Genomic DNA, 22,146 nt, shown 5'->3' on the forward strand with positions numbered 1-22,146 from the left:
TACCTTCAGGATTTTGATTTTGCTTATTAAACCAGTTTCATCTGTAACGAGTACAATAGCTAAATCACTATTGTCCATACTGCTCCTTTCGGTTGCCACTACTGGTTTTGCTATCTTCACATTGGCGTCAAGTCTCAACGACGCAGAGGCGGTTAACGTGGCTGGCTCAATGCGTATGCAAAGCTATCGTTTAGCGCATGATATTCAAATAGAATCAGCTGATTATGATTCTCATATTCGTGAATTCGAAAGTTCTCTTTATTCCCCTTCAATGGCCAACTTGGTCAGTTGGGAAGTTCCTACAGACATCACCGAAGATTACTATTTAATTATTGGTCGTTGGCACGAGCTTAAACAGGTATTAAGCAGCGAAGACCGGAAGCACTATCTCGTATTAGTTGAAAACTTCGTTGCTGAAATCGATGGCTTCGTTTTTAAGCTGCAAGAGTTCTCTGAAGATAAGCTGATAAAGTTGGCATGGGCTGGTGGTATTGGCTTAGGGGGAATTCTCGTCATATCTCTTTTTGTTGTTCACTTTGTCCGTAAACAAGTTGTTAAGCCGTTACATGCACTCGTTGGCGCCAGTCAGCGAATCAAAAATAGTGATTTTGCAGTCGAGTTGAAGGTCACCAATAACAACGAATTGGGTATTTTGACCAAGACATTTAACTCAATGGCGAAAGACTTGGGTGCGCTCTATCGAAATCTTGAAGACGTTGTGGATGCTAAGACAATAGAGCTACAAAACGCTAACCAATCACTCCAGGCGTTGTATCACTCTTCACAAGAGCTGACCGTAACTCGTATCGCCCCAGAGAACTTCCGAGCAATCCTGCAACACCTCGTGAGCTTAGAAGGCATCGAATCGTTAAGGCTAGAGATTGTAGACAACTCAGGTCGTTCACTGATTATGGATGAAGGGTACGATTCGAACTTAGATTATGAAAAATTTGAAATGAAGCTGGATGATAATGAGCTTATCTTGGGCTATTTATATTGTTCATATCATCATGGCCATTCAACCAGGACGCTGATTGAGAGTTTTATCCAACTCTTATCGCGAGCTATCTACTATAATCGCGCGCAAAAAAAAGCTGAGCAGCTTATTATTATGGAAGAGCGTGCAACAATTGCACGTGAACTGCATGATTCACTGGCTCAGTCACTGTCGTATTTGAAAATCCAAGTGACATTGCTGAAGCGTGTGATTGGCAAACTGCCAGAGCAACAACACCGAGAGCAGTCGGAACAAATAGCGTCGGAGATCGGTAACGGTTTGGCTGATGCTTATACTCAGTTACGAGAGTTGCTCACAACCTTTAGGTTGACGATAAAAGAGGGCAACTTCGGAGAGGCTTTGAGCACCATGCTTGAAGAACTCAGCGAAAGAACAGAAGCGAAGATTAACCTAACCAATAATCTTTCATCGATTGAGCTTGATGCGCACAGTCAGGTTCACTTGCTTCAATTGATTCGTGAAGCAACAATAAACGCAATAAAACACGCCAATGCCGACTTGATAGATGTATGCTGTATCGATGAGGAAGGTGAAGTATTCGTCGTGATTAAGGATAATGGAGATGGCTTTGACCCAAGTAGTTCGAAGATGAACCACTATGGGATGAGCATTATGCAGGAGCGTGCGGCAAGACTGAATGGCGACTTAACGATTGAAGCGGCTCAAGGTGAAGGCTGTACAGTCATATTGAAATATAAAAGTTTGAAGGAAGTTAAAGTTGACGATTTGTAAAGTAATGCTGGTTGATGATCATCCATTGATGCGCAGAGGTATAAGCCAATTACTGAGCTTTGAAGATGAATTCGAAGTGATTGCAGAAGCAAGTAACGGTACTGAAGCGGTCGCTCTTGCCCATGAAGAAGAACCTGATTTGATCCTTTTGGATCTTAATATGAAAGGCATGTCTGGCCTTGATACGTTAAAGGCACTTCGTACTGATGGCTCAAGCGCTAACATCGTTATTCTAACGGTTTCTGACAGCCCTGCAGATATTGAAGCAATTGTAAAAGCGGGCGCTGATGGTTACTTGCTTAAAGACACTGAACCCGATGAACTCATCGAATTACTGAAACAAGCGCACCATGGCGACAAAGCCTACAGCAGTGTTGTATCTCGTTACTTAAATGATGCTGAGAGCCGCAACGACATCTTCGACCAACTGACTGAACGTGAAATGCAGATCCTTCAAGAAGTTGCAAAAGGCTACCGCAACAAGCAGATCGCAGACCATCTGTTCATTTCTGAATCGACAGTTAAGGTACATATGAAGAGTTTGCTGAAAAAGCTACAAGTTCCTTCACGTACTGCAGCAACGGTTCTGTACCTAGAACGCTATGGTGACATGAAGTAGGGCTTGTTCCTTTGAAATAAAACTATTTCAAGCCGTACTGTTGGTTGTAAATATTAGGGGCAAATAACGTGAGCTTTTAACGACAGTTTCTCGTGATAACTTTTAATTTAGCATCAATAACCTCTAATGATTTTGAACACGTGACATGAAAAAAGGCGCTGAACTTATTAAGTTCAGCGCCTTTTTGTTAGGGCATTTTATATCCAAATAATCATGTCTGTTTTACTGACAATTAAGCTGCCATTGGTACTAGAACAAGCGTACCGAAGATAACCGTGATAAGACCACAGATTACGGGTACAGACGTACGTTTTACTACTTCAAATGGGCTGATTTTACCCATACCAGATGTCGCGACAATTACACCAGAGACTGGTGAAATGGTACGGCCTAGGTTCGATGCCTGAAGCATTGGGATGATTAGGAACGCTGGGTTCAAGCCCATTTTCGCCGCCAGTGACGGAGCCAGTTCTACGAATGCATAGAAAGGTGCGTTACCAGAACCTGTCGCGATAGCAGCTGCAACCGTTAGACCCGTTAGGATAAGCATTAACGCGATGCCGCCAGCACCAGCTGACTCAGCAAGACCGATTAGGTTATCAATAGCACCGATAGACATTAGGCCTTGAGCAAATACGCCCGCCGCAACCAACAGCATTACTACGCCTTTGAATGCTTCAGCCATGCCTTGGTAGCAAGAATCTAGGTCTTCTAATGTTTTCTCACCGTCGAACTTCTTCACAACGTAATCGATGATAGCACCCACGAAGATAGAGCCCACGACGATGGTGTAGATATCAAGTGAAAGGCCTGGAATCGTACGGCCGTTAAATAGGAATACACCGATGATAGGCAGGAATGGCAGTGCAGCGTAGAAAGCGGGTGCCGTTGTTTCAATGTCTGAAACGTCTACTTTTTCCATTGGTGTGTTTTCTTTCTTATCCAGATACTTGTTCCAGAAGAAAGCGGCCGCAGCCATCACGATGATTGCACAGATAGAAACAGGTAGTACCGTTTGAACGGCAAATACATCAAGAGACATGCCTGATTTTTCAGCTGCAATAACCACATCACCAGAAGTTGGTGAAAGAATGATTGCTGCAGGTGACGCACAAACTGCAACCGCTGCCGGGCGTGAAATACCCATTGCCGTCATCATTGGGAATAGGGTAGCCATCAATAGCACACCAAGGCCTGTTGCAGAACTTACTGCTAGAGACATTAGACACGCTACGATGTAAGCCGCAACAAGAAGTACGTATGGAGATTTGATAGCAGCAAGCGGTTTAGAGAATTGTTTCACTACCACGTTGTTTGCGCCGATGTGCGTCATATAAGAAGCAAAGCCACAAAGAAGCATGATTTGCATGCCTAGGCCGCCTCCACGGTACTGAAGCATGTACTTAACAAATTCTAGTGAGTCGGTAACCATGTTACCTGTTGAAGCGACCTTAGCTGGTAAGACTGTGTGACCAATAAGGCCAGTAATAAGAAGTAGGGCAAGGCCAGCAGTTAGTAATACGCCTGCCGCTTTATAGCCTTTCACAATAAAGTAACCAACAGCGATGGTAATCACTAATCCGATCAAGAGCTCTAACATAGAAATCTCCACAAAGTTTAAAAAATATAAGAAAGTGTTTCAGAATATGACAATGAATGTACAGAAAACTGCACTGTGGCACGAGGCATAGTTGAGGTTGATATGATCTAAGACAAACATTTTTTTCGATGTTAATTGTGGTTGTAAATCGTGATTAACTACTGTTGTTTAGATGTTAATAAACAAATTTTGTAGCTCGTTAGAATATAACTTGGATCACTTTTGTTTGTTCTAGTTGCATATGGATGCATTATTCTATAAATCGTGAGTGTTTTTTGTACTTTGGAAGGGAATGTGTAACGAAGTGGGTATTTATCGGAGTAAAGAGGTGAGAATCTTAGCTTTGACGCTTAACGCCTACTTATTTCCCTAAGTAAGCGTTAAAACACAAGCTGGCACTAAAATATAATTAGGGTGAAAATAGCGAGTGAGCTTAGTTCATATCAACGTCAGGAATGTCATTTGAATACGTTGACAGCTCAGAGCAGACTACCTTCTTACAAAAATGAATCATCCCATAGCGCGTCACCAGTAAAAACTCTTCTCTATTCAATGGAATGTAAGGCATCGCGTCAGAAGATAGGGTAGAACCTTCACTTATCATGACTTTTTCGTAAAACGACAACTGGCGATTCGGGATGATTTGCTGGTGTTGGTTCTCATCGAGTGAGATGTCGTGTTGAGTGACAGAGTAAGATCCCGATGACGTAAAACCGACTTGCTTGGTCGACACGTATAATAGGTCATAACTGTCATTCTTCTTAAATTCGATGTTAATAGAAGACTGGTTATGAATCATATTATTGGACGGGTTAATAATCGAAGCTGTATTTGCTAAATAATGCCCTGCAAGGTGTGACTTCGGAATAAAGGTAGAAAGCCAACCGATTAATACGCCAAGCAGTACCACAAAAATTACTGTATTCTTTTTGTTATTCACAAGTCACTCCTTTAAATCCTGCTGGAAAGCTCAGAGATTTTCCTGAATTATCGATGATGATTTTTCGTTCCTTATATTCATAAAGCGTGACGTTGAATAATTCATTAAAAGTGAATTCGTCGGATTCGATTTTACAAGAGATAAAATGCTGACCCACGAGATCTTCGCCTAGGTTATTTCTATCTAAATAAGAAAATAAATAATGGGATAAACCTGCAGTCACCAAAAATAATGTAACCAGCGCTACTACACTGTTTGTTTTTTTCGCTGCGGCCGTTGTCTCGGTTGTTGAATTTTCTGTCGCTATGCTATCTGTCGCCGTATTGTCTTCAGGTTGTTTCGTTTCTTGTTTTGGTTGCGATTGAATTTTACGCAGCGCGCTTTCTTTGTCTTGTGTCACTTGTCCTGCAAATCGGTAGCCTTTACCGCGTTCAGTGACGATGATCATCCCGCTCTTGTCTTCTAATGCTTTTCGGCAAATCGAGATGGTCTGCATTAGGCTACCATCTTCAACGTAGATACCTTTAGACACCCACACTTGTTCAATCAGAACTTGGCGAGTGATCACCTCATTGGGTCTCGAGATAAAAAACTTAAGCAGCTCTGATTCATTAGAACCTATTGGGTAGGTACGGCCCGTCTTAAAGTGATGGATTTCATTCTCTTCTAAATTGACCTGTATATCATCATTGATAATAAATTCAGCAGACATCTGGGTTCTCATTGTTATAAGCGTTCTAACCTAAATATAACAAATCTTACAACAAACATAAACTTACCGATTTCATCGTCTTTGATATTTAAGTAACTGAATTTATGTTGATTATTAATCTAATTAGATTTCCTTATATACCTTTTTTAGGTTGTTTAATGCGGTTTCAGGTGCTTGCCGTTAGTAGCTATTGGATCATTAACGGGTGACGCTGATTTAGTGGGTGTGGGTTAACTGCTCAAATTTCTTACGTAGTTTTATCAACGTGTCATTCCAACTCTGTGTTGCCTTGCTCTCTACGAATAAAAGTCGAGCTTACCTCCGACTCAATTGGCAACTCAAATAACGATAAATCGCATGGCCACACCAGTTGAATGCGAAAGCTACGAAGGAGCTGTTTTGAAAGATTTCAATAAGCCATATATATGTGGACTAATTACGCTTGCCTTACTCGGCTGTCAGTCTGAAGACTCGACTCAAGAACCTGTTTCAGTTTTGGTTCCTTACAACATTAACGAACTACCAAAACCGAACGATGGGTATGGGTATGACGAGGATAGAACCATTACCGGAGTCGGTGAACACGCTGTGACTATGTCATCGAAGAATGACGCTTATTATCAGGACTACAACAATTCATACGCAGCACTAGATGGCTGGGGCCTTTGTGCAGAACCGATTTTAATTCCTCTACAAAGTGTTAATTCTGATAAGCGTTATCCATTAGATAACAACTCTTTATTAAATAATGTCGTGTTAATTGATGAGAGTGGGGAATTAGTTGCAACTCGCGTCGAAGCTGATGGGTCAAATATTAAGATTCAATGTGAAGCTAGTCTCAAACCTCATGAAATTTATTCAGTCGTTGTAACTGATGGTGTGAAAACAGAATTTGGAGAGTCGCTTCAAGCTGCGCAATCTTTCAATGACCTTTTATATTCAGGTGTTCCCCTTGAAAGTGAAAGAGATATTGAATTACAGAAACAAGTACTTAGTGCTATGGACGCATACTACAAGCACTTTCCTGAACAAGGTGTTCCTGTGTATGCCGCTCAGTTTACAACGCAGAGTGCGTATTCGACTTTAGATGCGATGAGAGATAATCATATTTCTGAAGGAACGACTTTCTTACGAGAGCTCATCTTGGTCGCAGATAAAACGACTAAATATGATCTTTATAATCAAAAATTGAAGCTTCCATTTTATTTACCTTTTACTGAAAGTCGTGAGGCTGAATGTAATTATGATCAATACGAGCCTAAAGCATCATGCCCACCGTTATATGAATGGATGAAAACAAGCTCTGGTGGCTTTCCTACTCAAGATGACCCACTTCCAATTGTCGTAGAGTCACAAATTATCAATGCTGATATCTACACCCCAGCTCGTTGGGATGGAATCGAGCAGCTACCGACGGTGGTTTTTGTTCATGGCGTTACAGCTGATAAGTCTGCCGCTTCGCTAATGGCAAAAGATTATACAACACAGGGCTTTGCGGTGGTGGCTATTGATATGCCTTATCATGGTGAGCGCATGAGATACGATTTAAATGGACTTGAAATTAGTGCTAAAGCGAACAAATCTTTCTTCATCAATATCGACTCGCCTCTTGCTCTTCGCTCCAATTTACAACAGTCGGTTTCAGATTTTTTAGGTTTACGTTTTGCTTTGAATGGTCAGCCATGGGTTGATAAGAAAAATATTCACTTAGTCGGGCACTCTCTGGGCGGAATTATGTCGGTAATGGTCAGCGAGTTTAGCCAAGAGACTCGCGAGCTGCAGGCTAACTCTGACTTCTCATTTAATACCGTTAATTTTGTTGTTCCGGGACAAGGTTTAACCAATTTGGTTTTGTCTTCTCAAACGCTGGGGCCAGAAATGTCTGAAGGAGTGAAAAAATCCCCAGATGTACAGCGCAGTATTGCTGAGACAGTTGTTCCTGAAAGCTGCGTGACAGATACGAGCAATCAACAATGTATCGCGGTGTTGAACGAGTTTGTCAGTTCATCTTCCGAAAATGCTCTTACGGTTAGCCAGTTAGAAAATGATATTTATGACCTTCTTGTGACTGGTTTAAAGCAGGGAGTTCAGGCTGCCATCGACAGTTCAGATCCTGCGAGTTTTACATCCCGTCAAGCCAACAACGAACAACCAACGTTATTGTTGGCGGCTGTAGGTGACTGCGGTGACTCATGTGATGTCGGCGTTGATTACATTCCAGACAGTGTCGTTCCCAACTCAGCTCCAGACAACATAAGAACGGGAACTGAGCCACTTATTAAGGCTTTGGGATTGGCACCAATTACGGGCACGACAGGACAGCCATTAACTACTACTGAAACTCGCGGGGTCATTCGAACGACCACGGGAGGGCATGGTACTTATCTGTTCCCTTATGAAGGAACGATGGACGAATCGGGATTACCCGGATTTCCAGATTCAGAAGAGCTTAATTTTGTTTGGGATGCGACCAATACTCAGCAGGTTGCCGTTGCCTCGATGGTAACAACAAAGGGTGCCTCAATCGAGATAGTGAACGAAGATCATATCGAAACAGAGGTGCCTCAAAATGAAGAATAAACTTTTATTGGGTACTGCAGTTACTCTCGTTCCTTGCCTGATTAACGCGGCCGGTTTTCAACTTAACGCACAGTCCGCAACCGGGCTAGGTCGTGCATTCTCGGGTGATGCTGTGATGGCCGATAGCGCTGCGATTGTTGCTAAGAACAGCGCTGCGATGGCTTACATCGAGCAACCAACACTTTCTGTCGGTGCTATCTATATCGATAGTGGTATTGATGTGTCTAATGTTAGCTACACGCCAATGATTGGTGATACTGAAATGTTGGATGACCAATCATTAGACGCAGGGACATTAGTTCCAAACATTCATTATGTTCATCCTATCGAAGATTCGAAGTTCACATTAGGTGCAACGGTTCACTCCAACTTTGGTACGGATGTTGAGTTTGATGATTCGTTTGAAGCGGATGAGTTTGGAGGAAAAACAGCGCTCTCAAGTATCAATGTCGGCTTTGCTGTCGCTTATGAGTTGTCTGAAAAAATCAACTTAGGTGCCGGGCTGGATGTTATCTACGGTGAGGGTGAAATCTACCGTCAGGGCTTGTTGAATGTAGATGCGGACGGCTTTGGTTTGGGAGCCAACATTGGTGCAACTTATCAAGTGAATGAGCGAAACAGGTTCGGTGTTTCTTATCGCTACAGCCCTGATATCGAAGTTGAAGGTGACATCACTAAAGCAGGCGTTTCTGCTGACAAAATGAACGTCCCGTTACCTGATACTTTGGAGTTTTCCGGTTGGCACCAACTCAACGATCAGTGGGCTTTTCACTACAGCCTGCAGTGGGTGAATTGGTCTGAGTTTGATTCATTAACGTCTGACTCTTATGACGACTCTATTAAAGAGTATAAATGGAAAGATGCCGGACATGTTTCTGTCGGTGGTACATACACCATGTCGAAAGACGTCGTTCTAAGAGCGGGCTACATGTACGACATTTCCCCGACTGACGAACTCACATCTCTCTCTATTCCTGATGTTAACCGTCATTGGCTCACGGTCGGAGGGACGTATAACTTCACCGATGCCAGTTCTGTGGACATTGCTGTCGGCTTTATCATCGGAGAATCACAAGATATTGACGAAAACCTGACGACGATTCCAGGAACGAGTTCCAATATAACTGCTGATGTGACTGCCGATGCTCTCTTGCTTGGTGTTCAATATCAACATCGTTTTTAACTTTTACTTTGGAGTTCAGAACGTAAAAATTTAGGAATCATATAAAAATTGTAGGGCTCGACAGTGAGTTGAGCCCTTTTCTCATTATTAGCTGTTTTAGCATTATTTAAATAGCTGGAAGCTCATTAAGTAAGAAATAGCTGCTTAGAAAAACGTTTTAATTCAGACGAATTCAAACGGTTATGGTTATTAAAAATGAAATTTACAAAGCTTAGTAAAACAATCTGTCTGGCACTGTTTGCCTTACATATCTCTCCATCGTTTGCCCAAGACTCGAACTTGATTCCTGTGACTATCGAAAAAGCGCACAAACAAGCATTCACTTCTTCAATCAACGAGGTTGGCAAAATCAGGGCAACGGATTCTGCTGCATTGACATTTAGTGCCTCCGACAAAATTCTCAACATCCATTTCAAAGATGGAGATTCAGTTAAAAAAGGCGAGTTGATAGCTCAGTTGGACAATACCAAAGCGAAAGCTGATTTAGATAAAGCAAGAAGCTCGCTCGCGCTAGCAAAGTCGAAATTAAAGCGAGTACAAGAATTACTAAAGAAACAGCCTGACTCTATGTCTCAACAAGATGTGGAAGAACTGGGAGAGCAGGCGAATCTAGCAGCCGCGGATTACCGACAGAAAGAAGCGCTGATGAATGACTATTTATTGGTAGCGCCATTTGATGGGCAGTTAACTAATTTTACCCACTCAGTGGGCAGTAAGATTGATAGCGCAACCGCGTTGGTGAGTTTGATCAAACTCGATCCTGTCGAAGTTCAGTATTCCATTGGACAGTCGGATTTAGGTAACGCGCAGCTTGGACAGAACGTTTCCATCCAAGTTGATGCTTTTGTCGATGAAGCCTTTTCTGGCGTAGTGGATTACATTGCCCCCGCGGTGGACGAGAGTTCAGGCCGTGTAGAAGTACACGCGCACGTAACCAACCCAGACCATCGCTTGGTTCCAGGTATGTTTGCCAAAGTAAGCCAAATGACGAGCGAAGACACAACGCAGATGGTGGTGTCCCAAAATTCCGTTCAAGCAAAAGATGCTGAGCGCTTTGTGTGGGTTGTGAATGGCGAAAAGATCGAACAACGCATTGTTGAATTGGGCGTAAATACTAACGACGGATACGTTGTTGTCGAGAAAGGCTTGAAACTGGGTGATAAGGTCGTAGTGACGGGACAACAGAATCTCAAGAAAGCATCTCTAGTTAAGGTAATGAACCCTAATGCGGAGCAGAAAACGGTTGAGCTAATAACGGAACCGACAGACAAAGAAAACACTCAGCAGATTGTTGAGTCTAAAGTAGAAAAGAGCGTTACAAACGTGGGTGAACAACATCCGGTAGAGCCTTCGGTTGATTGGACAGATGCATCGAAAGGTGTGGACGAAGCGATCAACGAAAACACCGAGCAAGCAGAGGTAAGCGCGACTGTTGAGCCGTTATCGAGCGAAACCCTAAGCCAGGAAACTTTAAGCAAGGAAATCCAAAGTAAGGAAACCCAGAGCAAGGAAGCCGTAACGAAGGAGAATCTGAATGAAGCTTCCTGAGATTTGTATTAAGCATCCAGTTTTTGCTTCAGTACTGAGTATCGCAATTGTTTTATTTGGCATGCTGTCATTTCAGAAATTATCGATCCAATATTTCCCTGAACATAAAACACCGTCAGCGACCGTAACCGCGGCGATTAATGGTGCGAGCGCAGAGTTCATGTCACGTAACGTGGCCGACAAACTGATTACCGCTGCAACCGGTCTCGACAGTGTGAAAACCATGACGACGGACTGTCAGGAAGGTACGTGTAATCTAAAAATCATCTTTGAAGATGACATTGATGATGTCGAATACACCAGCTTAATGAACAACCTGCGCAGCAGTGTCGAAGCGATTGGCGATTTTCCACCAAGTATGACGGATAAGCCAACGGTAACGGATGACTCTTCTGACACCAGTATGCCCAGTAACATCATCACGTTTGTGAATACTGGCAAGATGTCGAAGCAAGACATGTACGATTACATTAGCCAACAGGTTGTGCCTCAATTTAAGCATATACAAGGCGTTGGCGGTATTTGGGGACCGTACGGCGGCAGTGAAAAGGCGGTGCGTGTTTGGCTTCAACCCGATCGCATGATGGCGCTTAACATGAGTGCATCGGATGTAGTTGGTACATTAAGTTCATACAACGCGACATTTACCGCGGGTACTATCAAAGGTCAGGTGAGAGATTTCTCTATTAACCCGGTCAACCAAGTGACCAGTGTTGATGATGTGCGAGATTTGGTGATTCGTGTTGATAACGGCAAGATCATTCGTGTCGGCGATATTGCAGAAGTTAAAATGGGAGAAGAAAGCTTAACCCCGAGTATTCTTCGAGTCGATGACAACTTAGCAATGTCGATTCAGGTACTGCCACTGAAAAGTGAAAACCCAGTCACAGTAGCGAATAAAGTTAAGAAACAAATCGATGTGATTCAGCCTCAGTTGCCAGAAGGTATTGAGATGAAGATGGTTTATGACCAAGCCGACTTCATTAAAACTGCGATTGATGAAGGTTTTATGACTTTGGTTGAGGCGATTGTTCTTGTTTCAGCCGTTGTCGTGTTGTTCCTTGGTTCAGTTCGTGTGGCGTCTATTCCTATTATCACGATCCCAGTGTGTGTGATTGGTGTGTTTGCAGTTATGCATGTGCTCGGGTTTAGTATCAACGTGCTGACTATCTTGGCCATCATTCTTGCGATTGGTTTGGTCGTCGATGATGCCATCGTCGTTGCTGAAAACTGTTACCGACATATCGAAGAGGGCGAAACCCCTTTTAATGCGGCAATCAAAGGGTGCCGAGAGATCGTCTTTCCTGTGATAGCGATGACGCTGACTTTAGCGGTCGTGTATCTCCCTATTGGTTTGATGTCGGGCTTAACCGCCGACCTATTTAGACAATTTGCTTTCACGTTAGCAGCAGCAGTGATCATCTCTGGATTTGTGGCTTTAACGCTCTCACCCATGATGTGTGCTTACTTAATGAAGCCAGTTACAAAGCCGGCAAGGTGGTACAAAAAAGTTGATGCGAAGCTGAATGTTCTGTCTGACTTGTACACCAAGGAACTTAGCAAATGGTTTGAGCGTAAAACACTGATGAGTGGTATTGCCTTGGCATTGATTGCTCTATCTGCTTTGGCGGTTTGGACAATGCCTCAAGTGTTGCTTCCAACGGAAGATACTGGTTTTGTTGAGGTCACTTCAACGCCTCCTACAGGAGTCGGACGTCAGTATCACCTAGACAACAACGAGCAGCTTAACAGTGTGTTCAAAGGTGATAATTCAGTAGAAGCGAATTTATCTTACATCGAAGGGACTCCGACCAATCACGTTTTATTGAAATCATGGGGCGAACGTGACCAGTCAGCCGATGAGTTGGTGAACGAGTTTATCGCTAAAGCGCAAAGTTCGGTCTCTGCCTACGGCATGTCTTTCAAGGTTCGCTCTGCAGATAACTTAAGCATAGCGACCAACATGATCCTTGAGCTGACGACGGTTAACCGCGACACCTCGGTGTTGTCTGAAACCGCAAGTGAAGTCGTTGAGGCGCTTGAGAGTTATGAGGGCGTGACAAACATTAAGAACTCAATGTTGCGCGACCAATTACGTTATGACTTGTCGATTGACCGCAATGCGATTGTGTTGTCTGGTGTGGATTACAGTAATGTCACCAATGCGCTATCTACTTTCTTAGGTTCAGTGAAGGCGGCAGATTTGCAAGCCGATGACGGTTATACGTACCCAATTCAAGTTCAAGTTAACCGAAAGGATCTCGGCGACTTTAAGGTTCTCGATAAGCTGTATGTGGATTCACAGTCTGGCCAAAGGCTTCCTTTGTCTCAGTTTGTATCGATTAAACAAGTGACATCAGAATCGAACTTCAAGACATTCATGGGCAAAGACAGCGCTGAAATTACCGCAGATTTGATGCCCGGGTATACGGCTAGCGATGTAAAAGCTTATATCGACGACACGGTGCCGAGTTTGTTAAAACCCGCACAGAGCTACGAGTTCAATGGCATAGTTAAAGACTTGGTTGATTCAACAGCCGGTGCACAGGTGTTGTTTGTATTGGCGTTAATTTTCATCTTCCTGATTTTGGCGGCGCAATTTGAAAGCTTTGTCGACCCAATGATCATCTTGCTAACGGTTCCGTTGTGTATCGTGGGTGCGATTCTGACGCTATCGATATTTGGCCAAAGCCTTAATATCTACTCAAAAATCGGCTTGCTTACTCTGGTTGGGCTAGTGACCAAACACGGTATTTTGCTGGTGGAGTTTGCTAACGAGAAACGTAAATCGGGTGCAAGTGCTCAAGAGGCGGCGATCAGCAGTGCGCGTTCAAGATTGCGTCCTATCTTGATGACATCACTCACCATGATCCTCGGTTCATTGCCATTGGCACTAGCGGATGGTCCGGGCTCATTAGGCCGTATCAATATTGGTTTAGTGTTGGTCGGAGGTTTGACTGCCGGAACCTTCTTCTCACTGTTCTTAGTGCCAGTGGCTTACGTCGGTATGGCGAACCTAAAACAGATGGACATACTGACTCGATTGAGAACGAAAGCAGCATAGCGATATACTTTAAGTTTAAGTTTAAGTTTAAGTTTAAGTTTAAGTTTAAGTTTAAGTTTAAGTTTAAGTTTAGGTCTAAGTCTAAGCTAGATACTTCAAGGCCCTCGTTGTGAGGGCCTTTGCTATAGGGGTTTCTAGATTAAGCGAAATGAGCGGTGCGGACGGTTAGAAATCGTAGTTTAGATTCATTGAACTGTAGATTTCAGCGTTACTTTGGTCTGACGCAACGGTGGTGTTGTAAATGTATTCGGTATCAAAAGTTAGCGCCAAATTGCCCATCAAAATATTTTTCAGATAGCCTTTCAAGTTGTAGTTGGTGTTCTCTTCACCGTAAGCCATGTTAGCCGTTGCTCCCATAGAAAACGTCTCTGTGAGTGTCAGAGAGCCATCAATATTGGCATTGACGATCAGTTCATAGTTCTCTTTGTTTGGAAACTCTTCATCAGAAGACTGTCGTTTACTGATTCGGTAACCCGGACCGGCAGATCCTTGGAGTTTGATTCTTTCAGTATCATAAAAATGGCGACCCAGTCCTGTAGCTGTTATGAATTGCTTACGATAAGTACCAAAGTGGTCGTGCTCAAAACGTGTTGTCGCGACCAAATAGGTGACTTCGTTCAAGTCATAGCTAATGCCATAATTGGTGGTATAACGATTAGTACCATCTTCATCGTTTTCAGCATCGGTATAGTACGTATCGAACTGAATACGTTGTCCCCAGTTTTCTTTTTTATAGCCTACCGATATACCTGAGTTGATAGATAAAGATGAGCTGGTATTTTGAGAGTAGATAAAGCCCAGTTTGGTTAACGTAGTGAAGGGCGACTCGTCTTCTTGTTCCGATTCCGACTTTTCTGCCAATATCGCTTCGCCTAGGAAGGCTTGCTCTTCTGTAAGCTCGTGTGGTTCTGTAAGCACAGGTTCTTCAATTGAGGCTGCTTCTTCCTTCAGTACCGTTTCTTCAGCGGATACCTGCACAGACAGAACCATCGCGACTAAAGGTAACGGGTTGCAATATCGTTTGTATAGAGCGGTCTTTCTTAATGGATGTGTTGTTTTTGAAATAGCGTTTGTCGACATAATTGTTAAGTATATAAAGTGATTTAACACGACCAACCAAAGGTTAGTCGTGATGAGTAGTCAATAATTTAACCGCAAGATCGAGTGAGTTACGACGCGATAGGCAAAGAAGAGAAGATGGTTTTAATCGCAGAAAACCCGTTGCCTCGATGAGGGTTGAAATCTTCAATATGCACAAAGAATTCAAGAATCTCAGAGGGCTTGTCATCTTCAATCAATAAGAATTCCAGCAACCCTTTTTCGATATGACACGAAAGAATTGTTTCGCTGGAATGGTCTGCTGAAACTTGTTCAACATTGATCACGACGCTTGTCTCGGGTAATACATTGAAAGAGTCCAGCGCACATTTAAGAATACAGCTGCACACGTACTCACGATATAAGGCGTTACTTTCAGAAAGGGATAGGGTCTCTAACTTTACTTCGCCTTGGCACAACACCTTTTTCTCTTTAGGGATGATGTTGTGCCTATTAACCTGAATGTTGACTTCTAAGAGGTGACCATTCTTGTAGGTATTAAAGTTGTGGTTTATCAGCTTGGTGTCGACCACTGTCGCGTTCATCGGGTTCTGCTGAGCTTCAGAAAGGGCAGACAGCTTTGCTTGGCTATCGTTATTTAAAACGCTTTTCGATAATTGATTGCCTTTTGCCCAGTAGTTGTAGCTCTGAACCCAATGTACAAATTCAGTTTTGTATTGTTCGATGTCTTTTTCTGCTGCTCGCTCAATATTCGTGGTGAGGGTGTGCAACTTAGATTTGTTACCCAACAGCATATCCAGCCAGTATGGTTTGTATTCATCAAGCGCTTCCATGGCTTTGACTTTATGGTCGAAGCGAACTGTTGGCATTGTCGGCGCGGGTTCCATGGCAATAGATTCCCAGTTTACTTTTGGTGTCGGAAGGGTATGGACTGATTGGATTAAGTGCAGATACTGGTTGAACAAAGTCACCTCATTTACCGCGCTCTCAAGTTGTTTAGTATTCATCTACATTCCTGTGACTGTTGTTTTTGTCATTCTGCGTTTATTTTATGGCCAAATGACACTCGGAATATTTCAATGAATGTGAATGATCTTTCGTGAGGTTGTTTGATATTGGTTTAGGAATATTTGTAGTGGTAGCGTTGGGGGTATCGGTTAGGGAATTAGGGTTTTCACAGAGGACGGGCGTCCTCTGTGTTAGTCATAGCGTTACTTGATTGAGTTTTATCTTTGGCGTCTTGCGACCAAAGTGAATCGGTAATCGTTTGATGTGAAGTAGTTTCGGCTGTATTCAAATACCGTGTTATTGGCAAGGTAACCACGAGTGCGCTTTTCAATAATCGGTTGAGCTGGGTCGATATCTAATTGTTTAGCCACGTCTTCAGGTGGAAGAATCGGAACCAGTTCTTGCTCACTTCTATCAATCACCATGCCTTTGGTGTTTTCAATAAAGTCGTATTTAGATGTTTGCATTACTTGATAGGTAAGATCCGGGAATAGGGCAACTGGCAACCAGGTTTCTTCAACCGTGATTGGGCTGTTGTCTATGAAACGGACACGCTTTACGTAGAAAACCAATTCGCCTTCTTTGATATCTAGATGTTCAGACATTGCCAAAGAGCAGGGTTTCATTTCAAAGGCTAAAACCTCACTGTGCGTTACCACATCCAAATGCGCCCACTTTTCTTGAAAGCTAGACTGCTTATAGATGTCGTAATTGATTTTGTTCTCTTTCACGTAAGTGCCGCTGCCTTGAACGCTTTCAAGCTCATCATTTTCGATCAATAGCTTAAGTGCTTGCCTTACGGTGACACGGCTTACAGAAAAGACTTCACGCAACTGAGCTTCTGTCGGGAGTGCTTCGCCAACTTTATATTCACCTAAACTGATCTTTTCTCTTATTGCATCTGCGATTTGGCGATACATCGGGAGTCTTGCCATTTTTGCCTCATTTGTACGCTAGAACAACTAGACTTTGTTTAAGAACCTGTACCTTAAACGCGTAGATTTGCTCTATATAATCCTAATTCAAAAGGTTAGGGTGAGCATCGTGTCGGTATCTTGTAGTATATATAATACAAATTAAACGATACATAACAAGCTTTCTTAAAGGATTTACCAATACGATTTAGATACAAATTAAATACAAATATGTATTGATGAGATCGTGATCACGGATTAAATGTCTTGAAGTTGTATTATTCATGGCGTCGGCAGGGACGACTGTCGTACTAATCCGTGACTATGGGACAAAAGGTTATGAAACTTACTACTCTAACTAATAAGTCGCTCGTAAATCTGCAAACTACGTTTAGCAGTCGAGAAGAAGCGATTTACGCACTTGCTGACCAACTGGATCAGCAGGGCAAACTGCATAACAAGCAAGAGTATCTTGATGCAGTATTTGCTCGTGAAGAGCAAGGCCCGACAGCGCTTGGCGAAGGCCTAGCAGTACCGCATGGCAAGACTGACGCGGTTAAAGAAGCTGGCTTCGCTGTAGCAACACTTAAAGAAGATATGAAATGGAAAGGCTTGGATGAAGACGAAGATGTAAATCTTATCTTCCTAATTGCGATTCCAAATGCAGAAGCGGGTTCTACCCACATGCATCTGCTTACTGCATTGACAACTACATTGGTTGACGACGATGTTCGCGAAGCGGTATTAAAAGCGACCACAGCCGATGAAATTTTTGCGCTGCTTGATGGCGACAACCAGCAAGAAGGTAAACAAGACAAATTAGATATAAATGCACCGACAATTGTATGTGTTACTGCTTGCCCTGCAGGCATCGCTCATACCTATATGGCAGCAGAGTACCTAGAAAAAGCAGGAAAAAAGCTTGGTTACAACGTGCATGTTGAAAAGCAGGGCGCAAACGGTATTGAAGATCGCTTAACAGCTGAACAATTAAACAATGCAGTAGCGTGTGTCTTTGCTGCTGAAGTTGCGATTAAAGAAGTTGAGCGTTTCAACGGAATACCTCGTGTAGAAACACCAGTAGCGAAACCTATCAAGCACGCTGAGAGCATTCTAAATGAAGCGGTTGAAGAATCGAAAAAAGGTAACGGTGCCGAACGCAAAGTTGCTACTGACGACAAGCCAAAGAAACTGCCACTGAAAACTGAGCTAAAACAAGCTCTACTTTCTGGTATTTCTTATGCAGTTCCTCTAATTGTTGCTGGTGGTACTGTTCTAGCGGTCGCTGTTCTTATCGCGCAAATTTTTGACCTGCAAGAGCTCTACGCAACAAAAGATTCTTGGTTATGGATGTATCGCAAGCTAGGTGGCGGCCTACTGGGTACATTAATGGTTCCCGTTCTAGCAGCTTACACAGCCTACTCATTAGCAGACAAACCGGCACTTGGCCCTGGCTTTGCCGCGGGTATTGCAGCAAACATCATTGGCTCTGGCTTCCTAGGCGGTGTTGTTGGTGGTTTGATTGCTGGTTACGTGATGCGTTGGGTGAAAGAGCATGTTCGCTTAGGCCCTGCGTTTAACGGCTTCCTCACTTTCTACCTTTACCCTGTAATCGGTACTTTGGTGGCAGGTAGCTTGATGCTGTTTGTTATCGGTAAACCTGTAGCGTTCCTAAACCAAGGTCTGACGGATTGGCTGAACGGTATGTCAGGCACCAATGCGCTGTTATTGGGTGCGATTCTTGGTCTGTTTGTATCATTCGACTTAGGTGGTCCGGTAAACAAAGCTGCTTACGCATTCTGTTTAGGTGCAATGGCGAACGGTGTCTATGGCCCATATGCAATCTTCGGTTCAGTAAAAATGGTTTCGGCGTTCACTGTAACGGCTTCAACCATGATTGCTCCACGTCTATTCAAAGACTTTGAGATTGAAACAGGTAAATCTACATGGTTACTTGGCCTAGCGGGTATTACCGAAGGTGCAATTCCAATGGCAATTGAAGATCCAATCCGTGTAATCGGTTCATTCCTACTAGGCTCTGTTGTTACAGGTGCAATGGTTGGTGCGGCAGGTATTGGTCTATCGACTCCGGGCGCAGGTATCTTCTCTATCTTCTTGTTACACGATTCAGGTTTGGGCGCATTCTCTGCTGCTGCAATTTGGTTCGGTGCTGCGATTGTCGGCACAGTGATTTCAACTGTTACTCTTCTGATGTGGCGTGGTCACGCTGTAAAAAAGGGTAAGTTTGAAGCAAGTACTGCAACACAGAACTAACTGAATTTTGAGCTAACTTCTAGTTCGCAATAAAAATACCATATAAAAAATAACGAACAACTTGGCTGTCCTAAATATCTGTGCTCCTAGCGGTTTTATTCACACAGATTCTGGGCGTGGTTTTCTGCACCCTAAATTTAGCGGCAGCCACTTTTAACCCCTTGAAAAATTTAATTTAGTCGTATTTGAGTTCGAACTTTAGTTTTACTCGAAGCGATACATTTAGGTAAATGATTATGACTACATCACGCGTACACATTACTCCTCACATGCACTGGGATCGTGAATGGTATTTCACAACAGAAGAGTCTCGCATTCTTCTTGTGAACAACATGGAAGAAATCATGAACCGTCTGGAGAGTGATCCAGAATACAAATACTACGTTCTAGATGGTCAAACCGCTGTTCTAGAAGACTACTTTGCGATCAAACCAGAGAACACAGAACGCGTAAAAGCATTGGTTGAAGCGGGCAAGCTTATTATTGGCCCTTGGTATTCTCAAACCGACACAATGCAAGTTTCTGGTGAGTCGATTGTGCGTAACATGATGTATGGCATTCGTGACTGTATGAAATTTGGCGATGCGATGAAGATTGGTTACCTACCAGATTCATTCAGCATGAGTTCTCAACTGCCGATGATCTACAACGGCTTCGACATCACACGTGCAATGTTCTGGCGTGGTTGTTCAGAGCGTCACGGCACCAACAAAACAGAATTCTTATGGCAGTCTAACGACGGCAGTGAAGTAACGGCACAAGTGCTTCCGCTGGGTTACGCGATTGGTAAATACCTTCCACAAGACGAAGAAGGTCTGCGTGCTCGTTTAGATAAGTACTTCCCAGTGCTAGAAAAACCATCGGTAACGAAAGACATCCTATTGCCGAACGGCCACGATCAAATGCCGATTCAGAAAGACATCTTTGAAGTAATGGACAAACTTCGCGAAATCTACCCAGATCGTGAATTCTCAATGAGCCGCTTTGAAGAAGTGTTCGAAAAAGTAGAAGCGGCACGCGACCAACTCGATACAATCAAAGGCGAATTCAACGACGGAAAATACATGCGTGTTCACCGTACGATTTCTTCTACGCGTATGGACATCAAACTGATCCACGCAGAAATCGAAAACAAGATTGTAAACATCTTAGAGCCTCTAGCATCTATCGCTTGGACATTAGGTTTCGAATACCACCACGGTTTGATTGAGAAAATGTGGAAAGAGAGCATGAAGAACCACGCTCATGACTCGATTGGCTGCTGCTGTTCTGACAAGGTTCACGCTGAGATCCTTAACCGCTACATCCTTGCGGACGACATGGCGACAAACCTGATTCATTTCTACAAGCGTAAGATTGTCGACCACATGCCGGATCGCGAAGGTTGCGACAAACTGGCGATGTTTAACCTTTCTCCGTACGAGCGTGAAGAAGTGGTGAACACAACCATTACTATCCGTGCTCAAGAATTCTCAATCTTTGATGAAAACGAAAACCCAGTTGAGTACTTCATCCAAGACAAGCGACAAATTGACCCAGGTAAAGTAGACCGTCAAATCGTTCACTACGGTAACTACGACCCGTTTATGGAGTTTGATATTCAAATCAAACGCACTGTACCAGCAATGGGCTTCACCACGTTACACATCCAAGGTAACGAGAAGGGCGCTGTAAAAGTTGCCGAGCAAAAGGACTACCTATTAGAAAACGAGTACTACCGAATCAATGTAAACGACAACGGTACTCTGACTATTTTCGATAAAGAGACAGAGCAAGTATTCGACCAAGTACTTCGTTTGGAAGACGGTTCTGATGACGGCGATGAGTACGATTACTCTCCATCTCGTCAAGAATGGTTACTGTACTCAGACGAGTTCCCAGTGGAAACATCGATTGACCACCAAGGCTTCCAATCGGTAGCGAACATCGCTTTCCGAATGAACGTACCAGCAAACCTTGCAGAGCGTGAAGAACGCACGGGTCAAAACGGATTCGTTGAAGCGCAATGCCAAGTGGTATTGAAGCAAGGTTCTCGCCGCATTGAAGTACGTATGGAACTAGACAATCAAGCCGACGACCACCGTGTACGTGTGTTAGTACCAACGCCATTCGTTTCTGAAACTGTGGTTGCGGATAACCAGTTCGGTTGTATTACTCGACCAACCAATGACCCAGCAATGGCGGTTTGGGAAGAAGAGAAGTGGAAAGAAGCGCCAGTTCCTGTGTATCAGTTAATGAACTTTGCAGCATTAGAAAACGGTTACGCGGGCATGGCGATCATGTCGAATGGTCTGCGTGAATTTGAAGTGATTGCATCCCAAGGTGGCGAGAATAGAGATACCTTCGCACTGACACTATTCCGCGGTATTGGCGTATTAGGCAAAGAAGAGCTATTGCTTCGCCCAGGTCGCCCATCAGGTATCAAGATCCCGACCCCTGATTCACAAGTTCGCGGTAAGCTAGTGTGTCAATTCACGCTTTGTGGCTTCTCTGGCAACCATATTGACGCGAACGTCATGGCGCAAGCACGTGACAATGTCACTCAAATCGAATGCTACAACAAGATCCCTTACAACGCGATGAAGCTGAATGTGGATGAGCAAAACCTACCAATGAGCTTCAGCTTGCTATCGAAGCAACAAGCAGGTGCGGTACTAAGCGTACTGAAGAAAGCGGAAGATGAAGATGCGTTGATCATGCGTGTCTACAACCCGGCAGAAACAGGTTCAGTGTCAGATTCAATCTCCTTCACTCAAACCGTTTCGAGTTGGAAAGAGACAAGCATGGACGAGCGCGTTCGTGAAGGTGATGTAGCGGCAGAAACCTTCGGTGAATTGGCATCTTGCCAAGCAAAAACATTCCAAATCAAATTCTAATTTCAATCACTCGCTCACC

Annotated in this window: 14 protein-coding genes; 8 read left to right on the forward strand and 6 right to left on the reverse strand. The window is 43.5% G+C overall.

The features are described 5' to 3' along the window. Positions 1–19: 19 nt before the first annotated feature. Together narQ and DUN60_RS20155 are read left to right on the forward strand one after the other, a co-directional pair. The gene (gene narQ / locus DUN60_RS20150) at positions 20–1,750 is read left to right on the forward strand and encodes a nitrate/nitrite two-component system sensor histidine kinase NarQ (protein ID WP_114635236.1); all 1,731 of its coding nucleotides are present in this window, start codon (positions 20–22) and stop codon (positions 1,748–1,750) included. Then, entirely contained in the window at positions 1,737–2,369 is a 633-nt protein-coding gene (locus DUN60_RS20155; protein ID WP_004731316.1) for a response regulator, read from the forward strand. Before narQ ends, DUN60_RS20155 begins: the two co-directional genes overlap by 14 nt. 232 nt (positions 2,370–2,601) lie before the next feature. On the opposite strand, the gene dcuC is transcribed toward DUN60_RS20155, so the two are convergent. The 3 genes from dcuC to DUN60_RS20170 form a co-directional block, all read right to left on the reverse strand. Further along, positions 2,602–3,969: an anaerobic C4-dicarboxylate transporter DcuC gene (gene dcuC / locus DUN60_RS20160; protein ID WP_016785306.1), complete on the reverse strand. Its 1,368-nt coding sequence runs from the start codon at positions 3,967–3,969 to the stop codon at positions 2,602–2,604. 433 nt (positions 3,970–4,402) lie between these two features. Next, positions 4,403–4,909 (reverse strand): hypothetical protein, encoded by a 507-nt coding sequence (locus DUN60_RS20165; RefSeq protein WP_114635237.1) that lies wholly within the window; start codon positions 4,907–4,909, stop codon positions 4,403–4,405. Continuing rightward, positions 4,902–5,621 carry a winged helix-turn-helix domain-containing protein gene (locus tag DUN60_RS20170; protein ID WP_114635238.1) on the reverse strand — a complete coding sequence of 240 codons (720 nt, stop codon included), beginning with the start codon at positions 5,619–5,621 and terminating at the stop codon, positions 4,902–4,904. Before DUN60_RS20170 ends, DUN60_RS20165 begins: the two co-directional genes overlap by 8 nt. Before the next feature lie 357 nt (positions 5,622–5,978). Here DUN60_RS20170 and DUN60_RS20175 point away from each other — a divergent pair, with 357 nt between their 5' ends. The 4 genes from DUN60_RS20175 (at position 5,979) to DUN60_RS20190 (ending at position 13,996) form a co-directional block, all read left to right on the forward strand. Then, on the forward strand, positions 5,979–8,201 hold the full coding sequence (locus DUN60_RS20175) for an alpha/beta fold hydrolase (protein ID WP_114635239.1): 2,223 nt from the start codon (positions 5,979–5,981) through the stop codon (positions 8,199–8,201). Next, positions 8,191–9,384 carry an outer membrane protein transport protein gene (locus DUN60_RS20180; protein WP_114635240.1) on the forward strand — a complete coding sequence of 398 codons (1,194 nt, stop codon included), beginning with the start codon at positions 8,191–8,193 and terminating at the stop codon, positions 9,382–9,384. The genes DUN60_RS20175 and DUN60_RS20180 overlap by 11 nt, the downstream gene beginning before the upstream one ends. 195 nt (positions 9,385–9,579) lie before the next feature. Then, complete coding sequence (locus DUN60_RS20185; RefSeq protein ID WP_114635241.1) at positions 9,580–10,932, forward strand: efflux RND transporter periplasmic adaptor subunit; 1,353 nt, start codon at positions 9,580–9,582, stop codon at positions 10,930–10,932. Continuing rightward, positions 10,919–13,996 (forward strand): efflux RND transporter permease subunit, encoded by a 3,078-nt coding sequence (locus DUN60_RS20190; protein ID WP_114635242.1) that lies wholly within the window; start codon positions 10,919–10,921, stop codon positions 13,994–13,996. The genes DUN60_RS20185 and DUN60_RS20190 overlap by 14 nt, the downstream gene beginning before the upstream one ends. A 165-nt stretch (positions 13,997–14,161) precedes the next feature. Here DUN60_RS20190 and DUN60_RS20195 read toward each other — a convergent pair whose 3' ends face one another. The 3 genes from DUN60_RS20195 to DUN60_RS20205 form a co-directional block, all read right to left on the reverse strand. Further along, positions 14,162–14,986 (reverse strand): DUF481 domain-containing protein, encoded by an 825-nt coding sequence (locus DUN60_RS20195; protein WP_114635243.1) that lies wholly within the window; start codon positions 14,984–14,986, stop codon positions 14,162–14,164. A gap of 179 nt (positions 14,987–15,165) precedes the next feature. Beyond that, positions 15,166–16,062, reverse strand: coding sequence for a hypothetical protein (locus DUN60_RS20200; protein ID WP_114635244.1), 897 nt, complete (start codon positions 16,060–16,062; stop codon positions 15,166–15,168). A gap of 219 nt (positions 16,063–16,281) precedes the next feature. Further along, positions 16,282–16,998 carry a GntR family transcriptional regulator gene (locus tag DUN60_RS20205; protein WP_017076046.1) on the reverse strand — a complete coding sequence of 239 codons (717 nt, stop codon included), beginning with the start codon at positions 16,996–16,998 and terminating at the stop codon, positions 16,282–16,284. Between the two features lie 318 nt (positions 16,999–17,316). Between DUN60_RS20205 and mngA the strand changes: the two genes are divergently transcribed. Then, on the forward strand, positions 17,317–19,251 hold the full coding sequence (gene mngA, locus DUN60_RS20210) for a PTS 2-O-a-mannosyl-D-glycerate transporter subunit IIABC (RefSeq protein WP_114635245.1): 1,935 nt from the start codon (positions 17,317–17,319) through the stop codon (positions 19,249–19,251). A 236-nt stretch (positions 19,252–19,487) separates the two neighbouring features. Then, the gene (gene mngB / locus DUN60_RS20215) at positions 19,488–22,127 is read left to right on the forward strand and encodes a mannosylglycerate hydrolase (RefSeq protein ID WP_114635246.1); all 2,640 of its coding nucleotides are present in this window, start codon (positions 19,488–19,490) and stop codon (positions 22,125–22,127) included. Positions 22,128–22,146: the final 19 nt, after the last annotated feature.

Source organism: Vibrio splendidus (assembly GCF_003345295.1).
In the GTDB taxonomy this organism is placed as follows: domain Bacteria; phylum Pseudomonadota; class Gammaproteobacteria; order Enterobacterales; family Vibrionaceae; genus Vibrio; species Vibrio splendidus_K.

Excerpts from the sequence above, each read along its gene's own strand:
- dcuC (WP_016785306.1), bottom strand. The coding sequence starts at position 3,969 with ATGTTAGAGCTCTTGATCGGATTAGTGATTACCATCGCTGTTGGTTAC.
- DUN60_RS20170 (WP_114635238.1), bottom strand. The coding sequence starts at position 5,621 with ATGTCTGCTGAATTTATTATCAATGATGATATACAGGTCAATTTAGAA.
- DUN60_RS20175 (WP_114635239.1), top strand. The coding sequence starts at position 5,979 with ATGGCCACACCAGTTGAATGCGAAAGCTACGAAGGAGCTGTTTTGAAA.
- DUN60_RS20180 (WP_114635240.1), top strand. The coding sequence starts at position 8,191 with ATGAAGAATAAACTTTTATTGGGTACTGCAGTTACTCTCGTTCCTTGC.
- DUN60_RS20185 (WP_114635241.1), top strand. The coding sequence starts at position 9,580 with ATGAAATTTACAAAGCTTAGTAAAACAATCTGTCTGGCACTGTTTGCC.
- DUN60_RS20190 (WP_114635242.1), top strand. The coding sequence starts at position 10,919 with ATGAAGCTTCCTGAGATTTGTATTAAGCATCCAGTTTTTGCTTCAGTA.
- DUN60_RS20195 (WP_114635243.1), bottom strand. The coding sequence starts at position 14,986 with ATGGTTCTGTCTGTGCAGGTATCCGCTGAAGAAACGGTACTGAAGGAA.
- DUN60_RS20200 (WP_114635244.1), bottom strand. The coding sequence starts at position 16,062 with ATGAATACTAAACAACTTGAGAGCGCGGTAAATGAGGTGACTTTGTTC.
- DUN60_RS20205 (WP_017076046.1), bottom strand. The coding sequence starts at position 16,998 with ATGGCAAGACTCCCGATGTATCGCCAAATCGCAGATGCAATAAGAGAA.
- mngA (WP_114635245.1), top strand. The coding sequence starts at position 17,317 with ATGAAACTTACTACTCTAACTAATAAGTCGCTCGTAAATCTGCAAACT.
- mngB (WP_114635246.1), top strand. The coding sequence starts at position 19,488 with ATGACTACATCACGCGTACACATTACTCCTCACATGCACTGGGATCGT.